The following is a 12,679-nucleotide window of genomic DNA, read 5'->3' on the forward strand; positions in this document are numbered from 1 at the left end:
CAGGAAGGCATGTGGTCGACATGGCCCGCCATCATGCGCGGGTTGGGTCAACTTTGCCACCCGGATTCACGCAACTCTCACTCGCGCCTGTCACGCGTTCGCGTCACTCGCTCTTGCCGCTCTTCAGCTTCGGCAGAGTCTCGACGATCCTCTGCTTCCCATCGACGATCTCGGCCAGGAAGCTGGCGCGGTCGATGTCGCCGTTCTGGTCCCAGCTTGCTTCCATCAGCATGCCCGGCACCTTGTCGGGCGTCAGCGTCAGGCCTTTCATGGCGGCGCCAAAGGCCTTGCTGTCGAACTTGCCGATCTTCTCGGTGACGTATTTGACGAGATAGACCGCGGTATAGCCCTTGATGCCGTTGTGATCGGGCCGGTACTTGTAGCGCTCGGTGAACTTCCTGGTGAAGTCCTCGATGGCGGCAATCGGCGCGTCGGCGGACAGGCCGACATGGCCGCGGACACCGTTGGCGGCGGGGCCGGCGAGCTCGACCACCTTTTGGCTGAGCAGCGTGGTCTCGCCGAACAACGGCGCTGAAAGGCCCTGCCGCTTCGCCTCGATCAGGAAGCGGGCGCTCTCCTCCTCGTTGGTGTAGACGAAGATCGCATCGGCCTTGGCACCCTTCAGCTTGATGACGTCGGAGCCGAAATCGACCTGACCCTGCTCGGTGGAAATGTCGGCGGCGATCTCGATGCCGCGTGTCTTCATTTCCTTCAGGAAATTATCGTGACCGCCCTTGCCGAAATCATTGTTGACCCAGAGAACCGCGACCGACTTCACCTTCAGCTTGTCGTGCAGGTAGTTGGCGATCTTGGGCATCGAGAATTGCTGGCCGAAGGCGGTGCGGAACACGAACGGGTTGCCTTGCGTGGTGATGTCCGCAGCTTCGGCACCGACGATCTGCGGCACCTCGGCGGCCTGTGTCAGCGCCATGTTGACCTTGACCGAGCCGGAATAGATCGGCCCGAGCACGACGTAGGGATCCTTGTCCAGGACCTTCTGCACCTGCGCGCGCGAGACGCCGGGATTGCTCTGGGTATCGAGATGCTCGGTCTGGATTTTCCGCCCGAGAATGCCGCCGGCATTGTTGATCTCGTCGACCGCGAGCGCGACGCCGTCGCGCCAATTGGTGCCGGAAACCGCGCCGGGCCCGGACAGCTCGATGACATCGGGGACGTAGACCGTATTCTGCGCCTGCGCGACGTTCAGCCATAGCGATACCGCGAGTGCGATGCCGGCCGGCCCTGCGAACTGCCTCATGACGTACTCCCTCCCACTTTGCTCTGTTGTTATCTTGCTTGATCGGTCCTGCCGTCGATGCCGAGCAGCCGTGCCGGCGTTCGCCAAAGCAGGCGATGCTGATCGCCGGGATCCGGAAACAATCGTGAGAGCACCGCGAGCAGCGGCCCGTAGTCGAGCCTTTCTGTCGCGCGCAGGAACGGATAGTCCGAGCCCCAGACGCAGCGATCGAGCGTGAAGGCTTCGACCAGCGCGGCAATGAAGGGCCAAACGTCTTCGTACGGATGCGGGACTTGCGAGAACTTGTAATAGCCGGACAGCTTGACATGCGCGTCGCGCTCGCGACCGATCGCCAGCAGCGTCTGAAATGCCCTGCCGCTCACGCCCTGCGCGACCGACGGGCGGCCGCAATGGTCGATCACCAGGCGCACGTCGGACTTTTCGATCAGCGGCAGCAGGTCAAGCAACTGGTCGTGCTCGACCTGGATCTGCAGGAACAGGCCGAGGCTGACCAGCTTCTCCAGCAACGGTGCAGCCGCGAGGTAATGGCCGGCGCCGTGGAACGGCACGTTGAAGGCAACGCCGATCACGCCGGCGGCCTTCAGGCGTTCGAGCTCGCCGATGCCGACGTCGTTCTCGACCACCGCAACGCCCCTGAAGCGGCCGGCGCCCTGCGCGAGCGTGTCGAGCAGGATGCGGCTATCGCTGCCGTAACCGGTGTTGGTGGCGACGACGAGCGCGTGGCGAACGTCGAAGGCGTCGAACACGCGAAGGAGCTGCGCCGCGGGCGCGATCTCCTGCCCGGTCGGCCTGTACGGCGTGTCGTCCGAATAGGGAAAGCGAACGGGATCGATGGCGTGGATGTGGCAATCGATCCTGGGGGACACCGGCAGCGTCATGGCGCAAAGCTCCCCGGCTGTTCAGAATGTCGCTTCGATCGCCTTGATCAGCTCGGGCGTCACCTCGGGCATGACACCGAACCAGGCCTTGAAGGCGAGCCGGGCCTGATTGAGCAGCAGGCCGAGCCCGTTCACCGTCACGCAGCCGCGCGCGCGCGCCGCGGCCAGGAAAGGCGTCTCCAACGGCGTGTAGATCAGGTCCGCGACCAGCGTCTCCGGCCGCAGGCGCGACAAATCGATCTCCAGCGCGCCCTTGCCGACCATGCCGCGATCGGTGCAGTTGACGAGAAGCGCGACATCGGCGAGCGCCGCGCTGCGGTGGTCCCACGCGACGGTGCGGATCGCGGACCCGAATTCGGCCGCGATCGCCTGTGCTTTCTCCGCCGTGCGGTTGGCGATGCGGATCTCGCGCGCGCCGTTCTCCAGCAGCGCCACCACCACCGCGCGCGAGGCCCCGCCCGCGCCCAGCAGCAGGATCGGCCCGGCATCGCCGCGCCAATCCGCCCTGGCATCGCGCAGGCTCTGCACAAAGCCGTTGCCGTCATTGTTGAAGCCGGAAAGCGTGCCGTCCTCCTCGACGACGACAGTGTTGACCGCGCCGATGCGCTTTGCGGTCTCGTTGACGCGGTCGAGCAGCGGCATCGCCGTCTGCTTGTGCGGCATGGTGACGTTGCAGCCGCGGAAACCGAGCGCGATCAGGCCGTCGAGCGCGTCCTCCAGCCGCTCCGGCTTGACCGCGAGCGGCACATAGGCGCCGCGAATGCCGTGCGCCTTCAGCCAGTAATTATGAATGACCGGCGAGCGCGAATGCGCAACCGGCATGCCGATGACGCCCGCCAAACCAAAACCATCCGCTTGCGGCATGCTGCGCTTCCATCCTCAGACCGCCTGCCCAACCGCAAGACGGCTTTCTCTCCCACGGCCGCAGCTTTCGGGTGCTCGACCATGCCATTTGTTCATTTGTACAATTTTATTAGGCGGATTGGCTATCGCGTGCAATCTGAATCTGCCGGCCGCGCGGCGTCCGGTCGACGCCGCTATTTGGTCGCCAATGCCGCTACCGGCCGCCACATGGGGTCGGGTTCAACCGATGCGAGCTGCCGGCAGCGGTCGCGCATCAGCTCGGCGGGACGATCATGGCCGCGCCGTTGCAACACCGTCTCGAAATCGGCCAGCGCATCGGCGAACCGCCGCGCGCGATAGGCGGCAAGGCCGCGCTCGTAATCGGCGATCCAGCCAATCGTCTCGCCCTCGATGGTGCCCTCACCCGCCATCCCGATCAGCTCGTGAACGGACAATCCCTCCTCCCGTCCATAGACCGCGATGCTGTCGACCTCGCGCGTGACGACGGTGCCGCGCGCCAGGCGCTCGGTCGTCTCGCCGACCAGGATCTGCGTGCCATAGGACTTGTTGGCGCCTTCGAGCCGGCTGGCGACGTTCACGGCATCGCCGATCACGGTGTAGTTCAGCCGCAACTCCGAGCCGATATTGCCAACCAGCATGCGGCCGGAATTGATGCCGATCCGGATCTGGAGCGGCTGACCGAGATCGTCGACCAGGCCAGATTCTTGCACGGCCTTGCGACAGGCGAGCGCGGCCCGGCAGCAGCGCGCGGCGTGATCGTCCTGCGGCTGCGGCGCGCCCCAGAACGCCATCACGGCGTCACCGATGAACTTGTCGATGGTGCCGCCATTGGCGACGATGATCTCCGAGGTGACGTCGAGATAGCGCGACAGCAGCGGCACGACACGATCGCCCAGCCGCTCGGACAGGCCGGTGAAGCCGGCAATGTCGATGAACATCACGCTGAGCTCCTGGACGCTGCCGCCGGGCCTCGCCTCGACGCCCTGCCGCAGCAGGCCACGGACGAGATCGGCCGGGATGAACTTGCGGAACGCGGACAGGCCGGACGCCATCTCGGCGATCGCGCCCGACAGGCTCGCGATCTCCTTGAGCCGCGAGGGGTGGCGGCGCACCTGCTCCAGCGCGAAGGCTTCGACATGCCTGAGCTCGCCGACCACGCGCGACAGCGGCGCGGCGATGACGGTGCGCGCCAGCATCGCCGAGGCCAGCGCTGCGAGCACCGCGCCGACGGCAAGGCCAAGGATCAGGCGCCGCAGCGTCGTCTCGACGGGCCCGAGGAACTCGGCCTCCGGAATCACGGTGGCGAGTGACCAGCCGGGAAACGGCAGCGGCGTCAGCGCGACCTCGTAGGCCGCGCCGCCCGACGTTAGCCGGCTTCGCCAGGCCTCCTTGCGGCCGGCCTCGCCGGCCTTGTCGAGCGCAAGGCGTGCCAGCGGCAGCAGCCTCGTATCGCCGCGCGCGGGGTGGAGCTCGTCGGCCTCCTTGTCCGGCGCCGCGACGAGCTCGCCGCTGCCGTCGACGATGAAGGCAGTCCCCGTGCGCCCGACCTCGAGCTGCGACAGGAAGCGCGCAAGCCTGGTATATTCGATGATGACGGCCAGAACGCCTTGGCGCTCCTGATAGACGTCGATCGGCCCTGCGAAGGCGATCGAGGGCCGCTCGCCGGTGGCATGATCCATCACCCTGAACCATTGCGGATCGTCCGCGCTGAGCCCCGCCTTGAACCAGGCCTGATCGGCAACGCGGAATGAGGTCGGCTCGAAGCGGCGATTGGCGAACTCGATGTCGCCGGGCACCACGTCGTATTCATCGACGCGGCGCTCGCCCGGATGATCCGTCAGCGAGATCTCCATCATCTCGAGGCGCCGATCGCCGAGCTTGTGCGCGGCGAAGAAGGAGCCGTCGGGCCAGCCGAAGGCGACCCAGGAGATCGTCGCCTGCGACTGCAATTGCGACAGGAACACGAACTCGCGCTTGTCGGCCTCGCGGGTGTCGAGCACGTTCTGCAGGAACAGCGTGCGAATCGCGGTATGCGCGGCGCGCGCCTCGTCGACGATGGCCGAGACCTCCTTGCGCACCGCCGCCACGATCTGCTCGTTGATGGTCGAGGCGAGCTGCCGGCTGGTCGCCTCCGCCGTGCGCCACCACAGCAGGCTGGAGAGCGCGGCCGTCAGCAGGATCGCCGCCAGGACCAGCGCGGATACCGCAAGACGGATGCTGACCGTCAGCCTTGCAATTTCGCGAAACTGCCGTCCGGGATCCACGTTCATCGCTGTTTCCGCCTGCCGGCCCGCTGGAGCCACTGACATGCTCTACGCCGCCGGCGCTCGCCCGTTACCTCTGGCAGCAAACGGATACCTGCCGCCAATGCCCGATGGCTACCGTCTCGATAGACCCTAGGCATTGGCCTTGAGCGGAGGTTTGGCCGCTAATGCCGGCCCAAGCGCACCGGCGGTGCGCCTGATCCAATCAGGTCTCACGGGTTCGTGAGCAGCCTCTTGTAACGCGGGCTGCGCGCGCATCGAAGGAGACCATGCGCGCATCGCCTGCCAGGGGATGCCATCTCGAACAGGAGAATCTCGATGTCTGCCAAACATGCCGTCACCTCGCTCGTCCTCGCCGGCGCCGTGTCGACCGCGCTCGCCACCCTCGCCGCCGCCGGCCCCCTGACCAAGGCCGAAGGCGAAGCTGCCATGGCCGCCAAGAAGGAGAAGTGCTTCGGCGTCGCGCTGAAAGGCCAGAACGATTGCGCGGCCGGACCGGGCACGACCTGCCAGGGCACCTCGACGGTCGACTTCCAGGGCAACGCCTGGAAATTCGTGCAGGGCGGCACCTGCACCAGCATCGACCTGCCGAACGGCAAGAAGGGTTCACTCAAGCCGGTCTGACCGCCGGCGCGACGCCGCCAGCCAGCACGAAACGGAGCAGCACGATGAGTACGGTGTTCAAGCCGACCGGACCAGCAGCCATGCCGCTTCGCTTCGCAGTGCCCATCGGCGGCGTCGCCGGGACGAGTTTCAAGCCGGAGCATCTGGCTGATATCCTCGAGGCCGGACCTCGGCGTGGCTTCTTCGAGGTCCACGCCGAGAACTACATGGGCGATGGCGGCCCGCCGCATCGTGCGCTGGAGGCGATCCGCCGCGACCATCCGCTGTCCCTGCACGGCGTCTGCATGTCGATCGGCGGCCCGCGGCCGCTCGACAAGGCGCATCTGGCACGCTTCCGCGGGCTCGTCGCGCGCTATCAGCCCGCGCTGGTGTCCGAGCATCTCGCCTGGTCCACGCATGAGACCAGCTTCTTCAACGATCTGCTGCCGCTGCCCTACACCGAGGCGACGCTGGCTTGCGTCTGCGACCACATCGACCAGGTGCAGGAGGCGATCCGCCGCCCGCTGCTGCTGGAAAACCCCTCGACCTATGTCGCCTTCCGCGAAACCGCGATGCGCGAGACGGAGTTCATCCGCGCCATTGCCGAGCGTACCGGCTGCGGGCTGCTGCTCGACGTCAACAATGTGTTCGTCTCCGCGACCAATCACGGCACTTCGGCGCTCGACTACCTCGCCGATTTCCCGCTGTCGCGTGTCCAGGAAATCCATCTTGCCGGCCATGCCGAACAGGCCGACGACGAAGGCGAGGCGCTGTTGATCGACAGCCATGATGGCCCGGTCGCAGACGCCGTCTGGAAGCTGTACGAGATCGTCATCCAGCGCCGCGGCGCGGTGCCGACGCTGATCGAGTGGGACAGCAAGATCCCCAACTGGCCGGTGCTGCAAGCGGAAGCCGCGGCCGCGCAGGCGATCCTCGATCGTCATCAGGCCACTGCGTTTGCGGAGGAACGTCATGCGGCCTGAACCCGGTCTGTCCTTTGCGGCTGCGTTTGCGCCGGCGCTGCTGGATCCCGCGCGCAGCACGCCTGCGATCGTGACGGGCCCGAACGGCAAATCCGCCAACCGGCGCTACGACGTCTACCGCAACAACGTCACGGTCAGCCTGATCGACGCGTTGGCCGCGGTCTATCCGGCGGTACAGCGCATCACCGGCACCGAGTTCTTTCGCGCCATGGCGCGCGTCCACGTGCGCAGCAATCCACCGACCTCGCCGCTGCTGTTCGAATATGGCCGCGAATTTCCGGCGTTCATCGAAACCTATGAGCATGCGCAGGATATGCCCTGGCTTGCCGATGTCGCGCACATCGAGCGGGCCTGGCTCGATGCCTATCATGCCGCCGATGCCTCGCCGCTGTCGCCGGCCCGCCTCTCGGCGGTGCCGCCCGATCGTCTGGCCGATGTGGTGTTCGTTCCACATCCAGCCGCGCGCTGTCTTCGTTCACAATACGCGGCCGTGACGATCTTTGCGGCCAATCGCGACGATGCATCGGTCATGCGCATCGATGCCTCGACGCCGGAAGACGCACTGATCACGCGGCCCGAATTCGACGTCACCGTGCACCGCCTTCCGCCCGGCGGAGCCGTCTTCGCCGACAGCCTGATGTCGGGACAGTCGCTCGGCGAGGCCGCGGCTTCAGCGTTGGACGCTGGGCCCGGGTTCGACCTTGCCGCGAACCTCGCCGGGCTGATCGAAGCCGGTGCCTTCATCTCGCTCGCCTGCGGAGACCCATCATGATCACGGACCAGCACATGACCACCGGAAACGGCCTGCCGTCGCCCTGGTTGCTCGTCGACCGGGCCAATCGCCTGGTGCAGCTGATTGCCACCCCTTCGCTGGTGCAGCTCGTGCTGCGCTTCGCACTGGCGGTGCCGTTCTGGCGCTCGGGCATGCTCAAATGGGACGGCTTCCTGAGGCTGAACGACACCGCCGTGACGCTGTTCAGCGACGAGTTCATGCTGCATCTGCCGGGCGGGCCCTATCACTTTCCGGCGCCGATGCTGATGGCGTTCCTGTCGGGCTGCGGCGAGATCATGTTTCCGATCCTGCTGGTGCTGGGGCTCGGCACACGGTTCGCAGGGCTCGGACTTCTGTTCATGACCGTCATCGTCGAGCTCACGGTGCCCGACGGATGGCCGATTCATCTCACCTGGGCGGCGATGGCACTCGGCATCATGGCCTACGGCCCCGGCAACATCTCGCTCGACCACCTCATCTGTCGCGCGCGATCGTCCGCGCGATAGACGCGCGATCTTATCGATCCACAAGCACGCCGTCATCCTGAGGTGCGCGCCCTTGCGCGCCTCGAAGGATGGGCCGCGAGCGCTTGTGGCCCATCCTTCGAGGCTCACCTTGCGATGCTATCGCATCACAAGGTGAACACCTCAGGATGACGGTTGTGGGCGTGGTCAGCAGTAGCCTGGTTGGAGGTCACATCCCGCTCAGACCGCTATCAACGGCGAGCGTCTGCGCGGTGACATAGACGCTTTCGTCCGACAGGAAGAACAGCACGGCATAGGCGATTTCCCATGCCGTGGCCTGGCGGCCGAACGGCACGTGGCCCTTGCCGCGATTGGGACGGCCGGCGCCGGCTTCTCGGCCGTTGGGGGTGTCGACCAGGCCGGGATAGACGAGATTGGCGCGGATGCCGCGGCGCGATCCGAAATGGGCGATGTTGCGCATCAGGCCCCCGAGTGCGGCCTTCGAGGAATCATACACCGCCATCTGCGAACCCGCCTTCAGCGCGGCGATCGAGGAGATGAAGACAATGGCACCGCCATCGCCGAATTTCGGCAGCGCGGCGCGGCAGCACAGCATCGGGCCGCGAACATTGACGTCGTAGATCCTGTTCCACTCTTCGGGGCTGACATTGTCGAGCCCGGTCTTGCCGAAAGTGCCGACGTTCAGCACCATGCCGTCGAGACCGCCCATGGCGCGATGTGCTTCCTCGATCATCCGGATAATATCGGCTTCGGACGTGATGTCGGCGGCAATCGCAAAGGCCTCGCCGCCTTCGTCGGTGATGCGCTTGACTGTCTGCTCGGCAGAGCTGCGGTTGAGATCGGCGACCGCGACACTGGCGCCCTCGCGTGCACACAAGATGCTCATGGCGCGGCCGTTGCCGATCGGATCGGTGGCAGCGTCGAACACCCGCTGCCCACCGCCGACGATGAGGATGCGGCGCCCCTTCAGACGCCCCCTGCCCGGCGCTTCGCCCAGTGACTCCGCGCTCGGCGGGCGGACGTAGCGTTCCGGCTTGGTATCGGTCTCGCTCATCGCGGCCACCTATTTCTTGCCGCCGTCATAGACCTTCATGCCGGCGGCGGGGTCGAGATCTGTCTCGGTGGCTTCGGTCAGCCGCGCCATCATCATGTAGAAGCCGAGCGCGACGATCGATTCGACGATCTCCTGGTCGCTGAAGTGCTTGCGTGCTGCCGCGAAGGTCGCCTCGGGAACGCGGACGTTCTCGACGACCTCGCGCCCGAACTTGAGCAGCGCGCGCTCGGCCTCGCCCAAGCCGGCGGCATCGTAGTCGCCGCGCTCGACCGCATCGACCTGCGCCTGCGTACAGCCGACGCCGAGCGCGATCGGCACGTGCTGGCGCCATTCATAGGCGCCGCCCTCGAGCTGGGCCGCCTGGAGAATCAGCAGCTCGCGGTTGACGGCGGAGAGCTTCTGCTTGTGCAGAATCGAATTGCCGAGCCGCATCGCCGGGATCATGTTGGCCTCGGCATGGGCCATCATGCGGAAGATGTTGAGCTTGACCGGCATGCGGTCGAACGAGGCGCGGATGTCGCCGCTCGTCGTCTCCGGATCAATCAGGGGCAGCCTTGCCACGATTCTCTCCCTTTGCTTTTCGTTTCTTGTTGTCGTCGTCATTCCCCGCCGCGATCAGCGACAGGAAGAAGGCAAGATAGCGGTCGATCGCCTCGATCACCTTCGGCCGCGGCGAGGGCGCCGCGCCCATCACGTAATGCTCGAGGCGGATATAGATGAGGCCGGCGGCGAACAGCCGGGCGGTCTCGCGCGGATCGGGCGTCTTGACGAGCCCCGCCAGCGCAAAACCGCGAAAATAGTCCGTCATCATGCTCTGCTCGCGCGCGTAGAAATGATCGGCGAATTTGGCGCGGATGCCGGGCACGCGGTTACGCTCGGCAGTGATGACCTTCTGGAACTGATGCTCGCGCGGATCGGACCATTGTTCGACGAGGTCCAATGCGAACTGCCGGCAGAACGCGGCGGGCTGGCGCGCGAGCTGCTTGTAGCGCGGCTCTTCGAGGCGGCTCGCAGAACTCGCGGGGCCATGCTCGCTGACGATCGCTTCCAGGATCGCGGCCTTGCCGGGGAAATGATTGTAGAGGCTGCTCTCGCGAATGCCGACGCGGCGCGCGAGTTCGCGCATCGAGGCGCCGCCATAGCCGCTCTGTGCGAACAAATCGAGCGCTTCGGTGAGGATGCGCTCGCGCGTCGTGGGCGCAGCCGCTTCCGCTGCGCTGGAGGTGTGGACAGCCATGGCGACTTGACTAACGAACGATCGTTCGCTAGTCAACCGTACGAACGATCGTTCGTTTGCCAGTCTGGCGGCAGCGGTCGCGGCCCGCAAGCCTGCTTCGGGCGCGGTTCTCGCGTTTCAACTCCGCTCCATCGAGAGGCGGAGAGCAATTTTGGGGAGACCACCTCATGGCGCGCTTTGTCCGCCTTCGCGTAGTTGCGACCAGCATCCTGTTGCCGCTGCTCGCGGCCAGCACCGCCTCCGCCCAAAGCAAGTACGACCCCGGCGCCGACGACAAGACCATCAAGATCGGCACCACCGCGCCGCTGAGCGGCCCGGTCTCGGCCTTCGCGCAGATCGCCAAGTCTGCCGAGGCCTATTTCCGGAAGGTGAATGACGACGGCGGCGTCAACGGCCGGCGCATCCAGATGATCATCGCAGACGACGCCTACAGCCCGCCGAAAACGGTGGAGCAGACGCGCAAGTTGGTCGAAAGCGAAGAGGTGCTGCTGATCTTCGGCGGCGTCGGCACGCCCACCAACAGCGCCGTGCACAAATATCTCAACGATCGCAAGGTGCCGCAGCTCTTCCTCGGCTCAGGCGCTGCGAAGTGGGACGACCCCAGGAATTTTCCATGGACCGTCGGCTGGCAGCCGACCTATCGCGACGAGGCGATCGCCTACGCCCGGTACATCAAGGCCAGCCACGCCAACGCCAAGATCGGCGTGCTCTACCAGAACGACGATCTCGGCAAGGACTATCTGAAGGCGCTGGAAGAAGGTCTCGGCAGCGGCGAAGCCATTGTCGCGCGCACCGCCTATGAGACCTCGGCGCCCACAGTCGATACCCAGATCCTGCAGTTGAAGACAGCGGGCTCCGACGTGGTTCTGGTCGCGGCAACGCCGAAATTCGCCGCGCAGGCAATCCGCAAGATCGGCGAGATCGGCTGGAAGCCCGTGACCATCATCTCCAACGTCTCGGCCTCGATCAGCGGCGTGCTCGAGCCGGCCGGCAAGGACAATTCCACCGGCGTCATCTCCAGCCAGTATCTGAAGGACGCCACTGATCCCGCCAACAAGGATGACGCCGGCTACAAGGAATGGCTTGCCTTCATGGACAAGTACCTGCCCGACGCCAACAAGAGCGACTGGCTCAACGTCTATGGCTACACCATCGCGCAGACGCTGGTGACGGTGCTGAAAGCCTCCGGCAACGACCTCACCCGCGCCAATGTGATGAAGCAGGCGACGAGCCTGAAGGATGTCAAGCTGCCGATGCTGATCAACGGCACCGCGGTGAACAACTCACCGGAGCATTACACGCCGATGACGAGCCTGCAGCTGATCCGCTTCGACGGCACGCGCTGGGTGCCGTTCGGCGATCTCCTGAAGAACTAGAGCATGCGACAGGTGCAAATCGGCAGCATGCGGGTGGATCTCGTCAGCGAAATCCCCGCGCTTGCCTTCGACAAGACCTGGCTGTTCGCCAATGTCACCGACGAGGTGATTTTGGAGAACCGGAGCTGGCTCGATCATCGCTATATCGAGCCTGAGACCGGCCGCTTCATTCTCAGCCACCACTCCTATCTGGTCCGCACGCCGCGTTGGACCGCGATCGTCGACACCTGCTGCGGCAACCACAAGAAGCGGCCGCGCGTGCCTGTCTGGAACGATCTCAACCAGCCCTATCTGGAGAATCTGCAGGCGTTGGGCGTCGCGCCAGAGCAGGTCGACTTCGTGATGTGCACCCATCTTCACGTCGATCACGTCGGCTGGAACACGCGCCTGCTCGACGGCCGCTGGGTGCCGACCTTCCCCAACGCGCGCTACCTGATGGGACGGGAGGAGTACCGGCATTTCGAGGCCGCGCATGACGCAGCGCCAAAGAACCCGGTCAACCACGGCTCGTTCGAGGATTCCGTGCTCCCGGTGGTCGCAGCGGGCCTTGCCGAGCTGGTCGAAACCAACCACCGCCTGTTTGACGATCGCGACGCAGCCTTGCGCTTTGCGCCGGCGCCGGGCCACACCGCCGGCAACATGCAGATCCATCTCAACGGCGGCCGCGATCACGCGGTGATGTCCGGCGACGTCATCCATCATCCCATCCAGTGCGCGGCACCGTGGCTCTCGAATGCCGCCGATGTCGACCCGGCCGCGGCGGTTGCAACGCGGATGGCACTGCTGGAGGAGCTCGCGGACACGCCGAGCTATCTGCTGACCGGCCATTTTCCGGCGCCGACCGCGGGCCACGTTGTCAGGCACGGCGATGCCTACAGATTTCGTTTCACAGATTAGGGAATGCC

Annotated in this window: 13 protein-coding genes; 6 read left to right on the forward strand and 7 right to left on the reverse strand. The window is 65.6% G+C overall.

The window, feature by feature from the left end; all coding sequences use genetic code 11:
* Nucleotides 1-103: 103 nt before the first annotated feature.
* From Q0743_RS10575 to Q0743_RS10590, 4 genes are all read right to left on the reverse strand, one after another.
* On the reverse strand, nucleotides 104-1,258 hold the full coding sequence (locus Q0743_RS10575) for an ABC transporter substrate-binding protein (RefSeq protein WP_298241469.1): 1,155 nt from the start codon (nucleotides 1,256-1,258) through the stop codon (nucleotides 104-106).
* Nucleotides 1,259-1,287: 29 nt separating this feature from the next.
* Nucleotides 1,288-2,136 (reverse strand): amidohydrolase, encoded by an 849-nt coding sequence (locus Q0743_RS10580; RefSeq protein ID WP_298241470.1) that lies wholly within the window; start codon nucleotides 2,134-2,136, stop codon nucleotides 1,288-1,290.
* Nucleotides 2,137-2,157: 21 nt separating this feature from the next.
* The gene (locus Q0743_RS10585) at nucleotides 2,158-3,000 is read right to left on the reverse strand and encodes a shikimate dehydrogenase (protein ID WP_298241471.1); all 843 of its coding nucleotides are present in this window, start codon (nucleotides 2,998-3,000) and stop codon (nucleotides 2,158-2,160) included.
* Between the two features lie 173 nt (nucleotides 3,001-3,173).
* A complete protein-coding gene (locus tag Q0743_RS10590) occupies nucleotides 3,174-5,270 on the reverse strand; it encodes an adenylate/guanylate cyclase domain-containing protein (protein WP_298241472.1) in 2,097 nt (698 codons plus the stop codon).
* A gap of 312 nt (nucleotides 5,271-5,582) precedes the next feature.
* On the opposite strand from Q0743_RS10590, the gene Q0743_RS10595 reads away from it, so the two are divergent.
* Genes Q0743_RS10595 through Q0743_RS10610 form a run of 4 tightly spaced genes read left to right on the forward strand, consistent with a single transcriptional unit; the run spans nucleotide 5,583 to nucleotide 8,128 of the window.
* A complete protein-coding gene (locus tag Q0743_RS10595) occupies nucleotides 5,583-5,888 on the forward strand; it encodes a DUF2282 domain-containing protein (RefSeq protein WP_298241473.1) in 306 nt (101 codons plus the stop codon).
* A 44-nt stretch (nucleotides 5,889-5,932) separates the two neighbouring features.
* On the forward strand, nucleotides 5,933-6,850 hold the full coding sequence (locus tag Q0743_RS10600) for a DUF692 domain-containing protein (RefSeq protein ID WP_298241474.1): 918 nt from the start codon (nucleotides 5,933-5,935) through the stop codon (nucleotides 6,848-6,850).
* Nucleotides 6,840-7,622 (forward strand): DUF2063 domain-containing protein, encoded by a 783-nt coding sequence (locus Q0743_RS10605; RefSeq protein ID WP_298241475.1) that lies wholly within the window; start codon nucleotides 6,840-6,842, stop codon nucleotides 7,620-7,622. The genes Q0743_RS10600 and Q0743_RS10605 overlap by 11 nt, the downstream gene beginning before the upstream one ends.
* Nucleotides 7,619-8,128, forward strand: a complete 510-nt coding sequence (locus Q0743_RS10610) for a DoxX family protein (protein WP_298241476.1) — start codon at nucleotides 7,619-7,621, stop codon at nucleotides 8,126-8,128. Before Q0743_RS10605 ends, Q0743_RS10610 begins: the two co-directional genes overlap by 4 nt.
* Nucleotides 8,129-8,315: 187 nt before the next feature.
* On the opposite strand, the gene Q0743_RS10615 is transcribed toward Q0743_RS10610, so the two are convergent.
* Genes Q0743_RS10615 through Q0743_RS10625 form a run of 3 tightly spaced genes read right to left on the reverse strand, consistent with a single transcriptional unit; the run spans nucleotide 8,316 to nucleotide 10,398 of the window.
* Entirely contained in the window at nucleotides 8,316-9,161 is an 846-nt protein-coding gene (locus tag Q0743_RS10615; protein ID WP_298241477.1) for an SDR family NAD(P)-dependent oxidoreductase, read from the reverse strand.
* A gap of 9 nt (nucleotides 9,162-9,170) precedes the next feature.
* Nucleotides 9,171-9,722, reverse strand: a complete 552-nt coding sequence (locus Q0743_RS10620) for a carboxymuconolactone decarboxylase family protein (protein ID WP_298241478.1) — start codon at nucleotides 9,720-9,722, stop codon at nucleotides 9,171-9,173.
* A complete protein-coding gene (locus Q0743_RS10625; protein WP_298241479.1) occupies nucleotides 9,700-10,398 on the reverse strand; it encodes a TetR/AcrR family transcriptional regulator in 699 nt (232 codons plus the stop codon). Before Q0743_RS10625 ends, Q0743_RS10620 begins: the two co-directional genes overlap by 23 nt.
* A gap of 167 nt (nucleotides 10,399-10,565) precedes the next feature.
* Between Q0743_RS10625 and Q0743_RS10630 the strand changes: the two genes are divergently transcribed.
* Both Q0743_RS10630 and Q0743_RS10635 read left to right on the forward strand, forming a co-directional pair.
* Nucleotides 10,566-11,774 (forward strand): ABC transporter substrate-binding protein, encoded by a 1,209-nt coding sequence (locus Q0743_RS10630; protein ID WP_298241480.1) that lies wholly within the window; start codon nucleotides 10,566-10,568, stop codon nucleotides 11,772-11,774.
* 3 nt (nucleotides 11,775-11,777) lie between these two features.
* Nucleotides 11,778-12,671: an MBL fold metallo-hydrolase gene (locus Q0743_RS10635; RefSeq protein WP_298241481.1), complete on the forward strand. Its 894-nt coding sequence runs from the start codon at nucleotides 11,778-11,780 to the stop codon at nucleotides 12,669-12,671.
* Nucleotides 12,672-12,679 lie beyond the last annotated feature (8 nt).

It is taken from the genome of uncultured Bradyrhizobium sp. (assembly GCF_936943645.1).
In the GTDB taxonomy this organism is placed as follows: domain Bacteria; phylum Pseudomonadota; class Alphaproteobacteria; order Rhizobiales; family Xanthobacteraceae; genus Bradyrhizobium.

What these genes read in the sequence shown, in the direction of transcription:
- Q0743_RS10575 (WP_298241469.1), bottom strand. Translation starts at nt 1,258, where the DNA reads ATGAGGCAGTTCGCAGGGCCGGCCGGCATCGCACTCGCGGTATCGCTA.
- Q0743_RS10580 (WP_298241470.1), bottom strand. Translation starts at nt 2,136, where the DNA reads ATGACGCTGCCGGTGTCCCCCAGGATCGATTGCCACATCCACGCCATC.
- Q0743_RS10585 (WP_298241471.1), bottom strand. Translation starts at nt 3,000, where the DNA reads ATGCCGCAAGCGGATGGTTTTGGTTTGGCGGGCGTCATCGGCATGCCG.
- Q0743_RS10590 (WP_298241472.1), bottom strand. Translation starts at nt 5,270, where the DNA reads ATGAACGTGGATCCCGGACGGCAGTTTCGCGAAATTGCAAGGCTGACG.
- Q0743_RS10595 (WP_298241473.1), top strand. Translation starts at nt 5,583, where the DNA reads ATGTCTGCCAAACATGCCGTCACCTCGCTCGTCCTCGCCGGCGCCGTG.
- Q0743_RS10600 (WP_298241474.1), top strand. Translation starts at nt 5,933, where the DNA reads ATGAGTACGGTGTTCAAGCCGACCGGACCAGCAGCCATGCCGCTTCGC.
- Q0743_RS10605 (WP_298241475.1), top strand. Translation starts at nt 6,840, where the DNA reads ATGCGGCCTGAACCCGGTCTGTCCTTTGCGGCTGCGTTTGCGCCGGCG.
- Q0743_RS10610 (WP_298241476.1), top strand. Translation starts at nt 7,619, where the DNA reads ATGATCACGGACCAGCACATGACCACCGGAAACGGCCTGCCGTCGCCC.
- Q0743_RS10615 (WP_298241477.1), bottom strand. Translation starts at nt 9,161, where the DNA reads ATGAGCGAGACCGATACCAAGCCGGAACGCTACGTCCGCCCGCCGAGC.
- Q0743_RS10625 (WP_298241479.1), bottom strand. Translation starts at nt 10,398, where the DNA reads ATGGCTGTCCACACCTCCAGCGCAGCGGAAGCGGCTGCGCCCACGACG.
- Q0743_RS10630 (WP_298241480.1), top strand. Translation starts at nt 10,566, where the DNA reads ATGGCGCGCTTTGTCCGCCTTCGCGTAGTTGCGACCAGCATCCTGTTG.
- Q0743_RS10635 (WP_298241481.1), top strand. Translation starts at nt 11,778, where the DNA reads ATGCGACAGGTGCAAATCGGCAGCATGCGGGTGGATCTCGTCAGCGAA.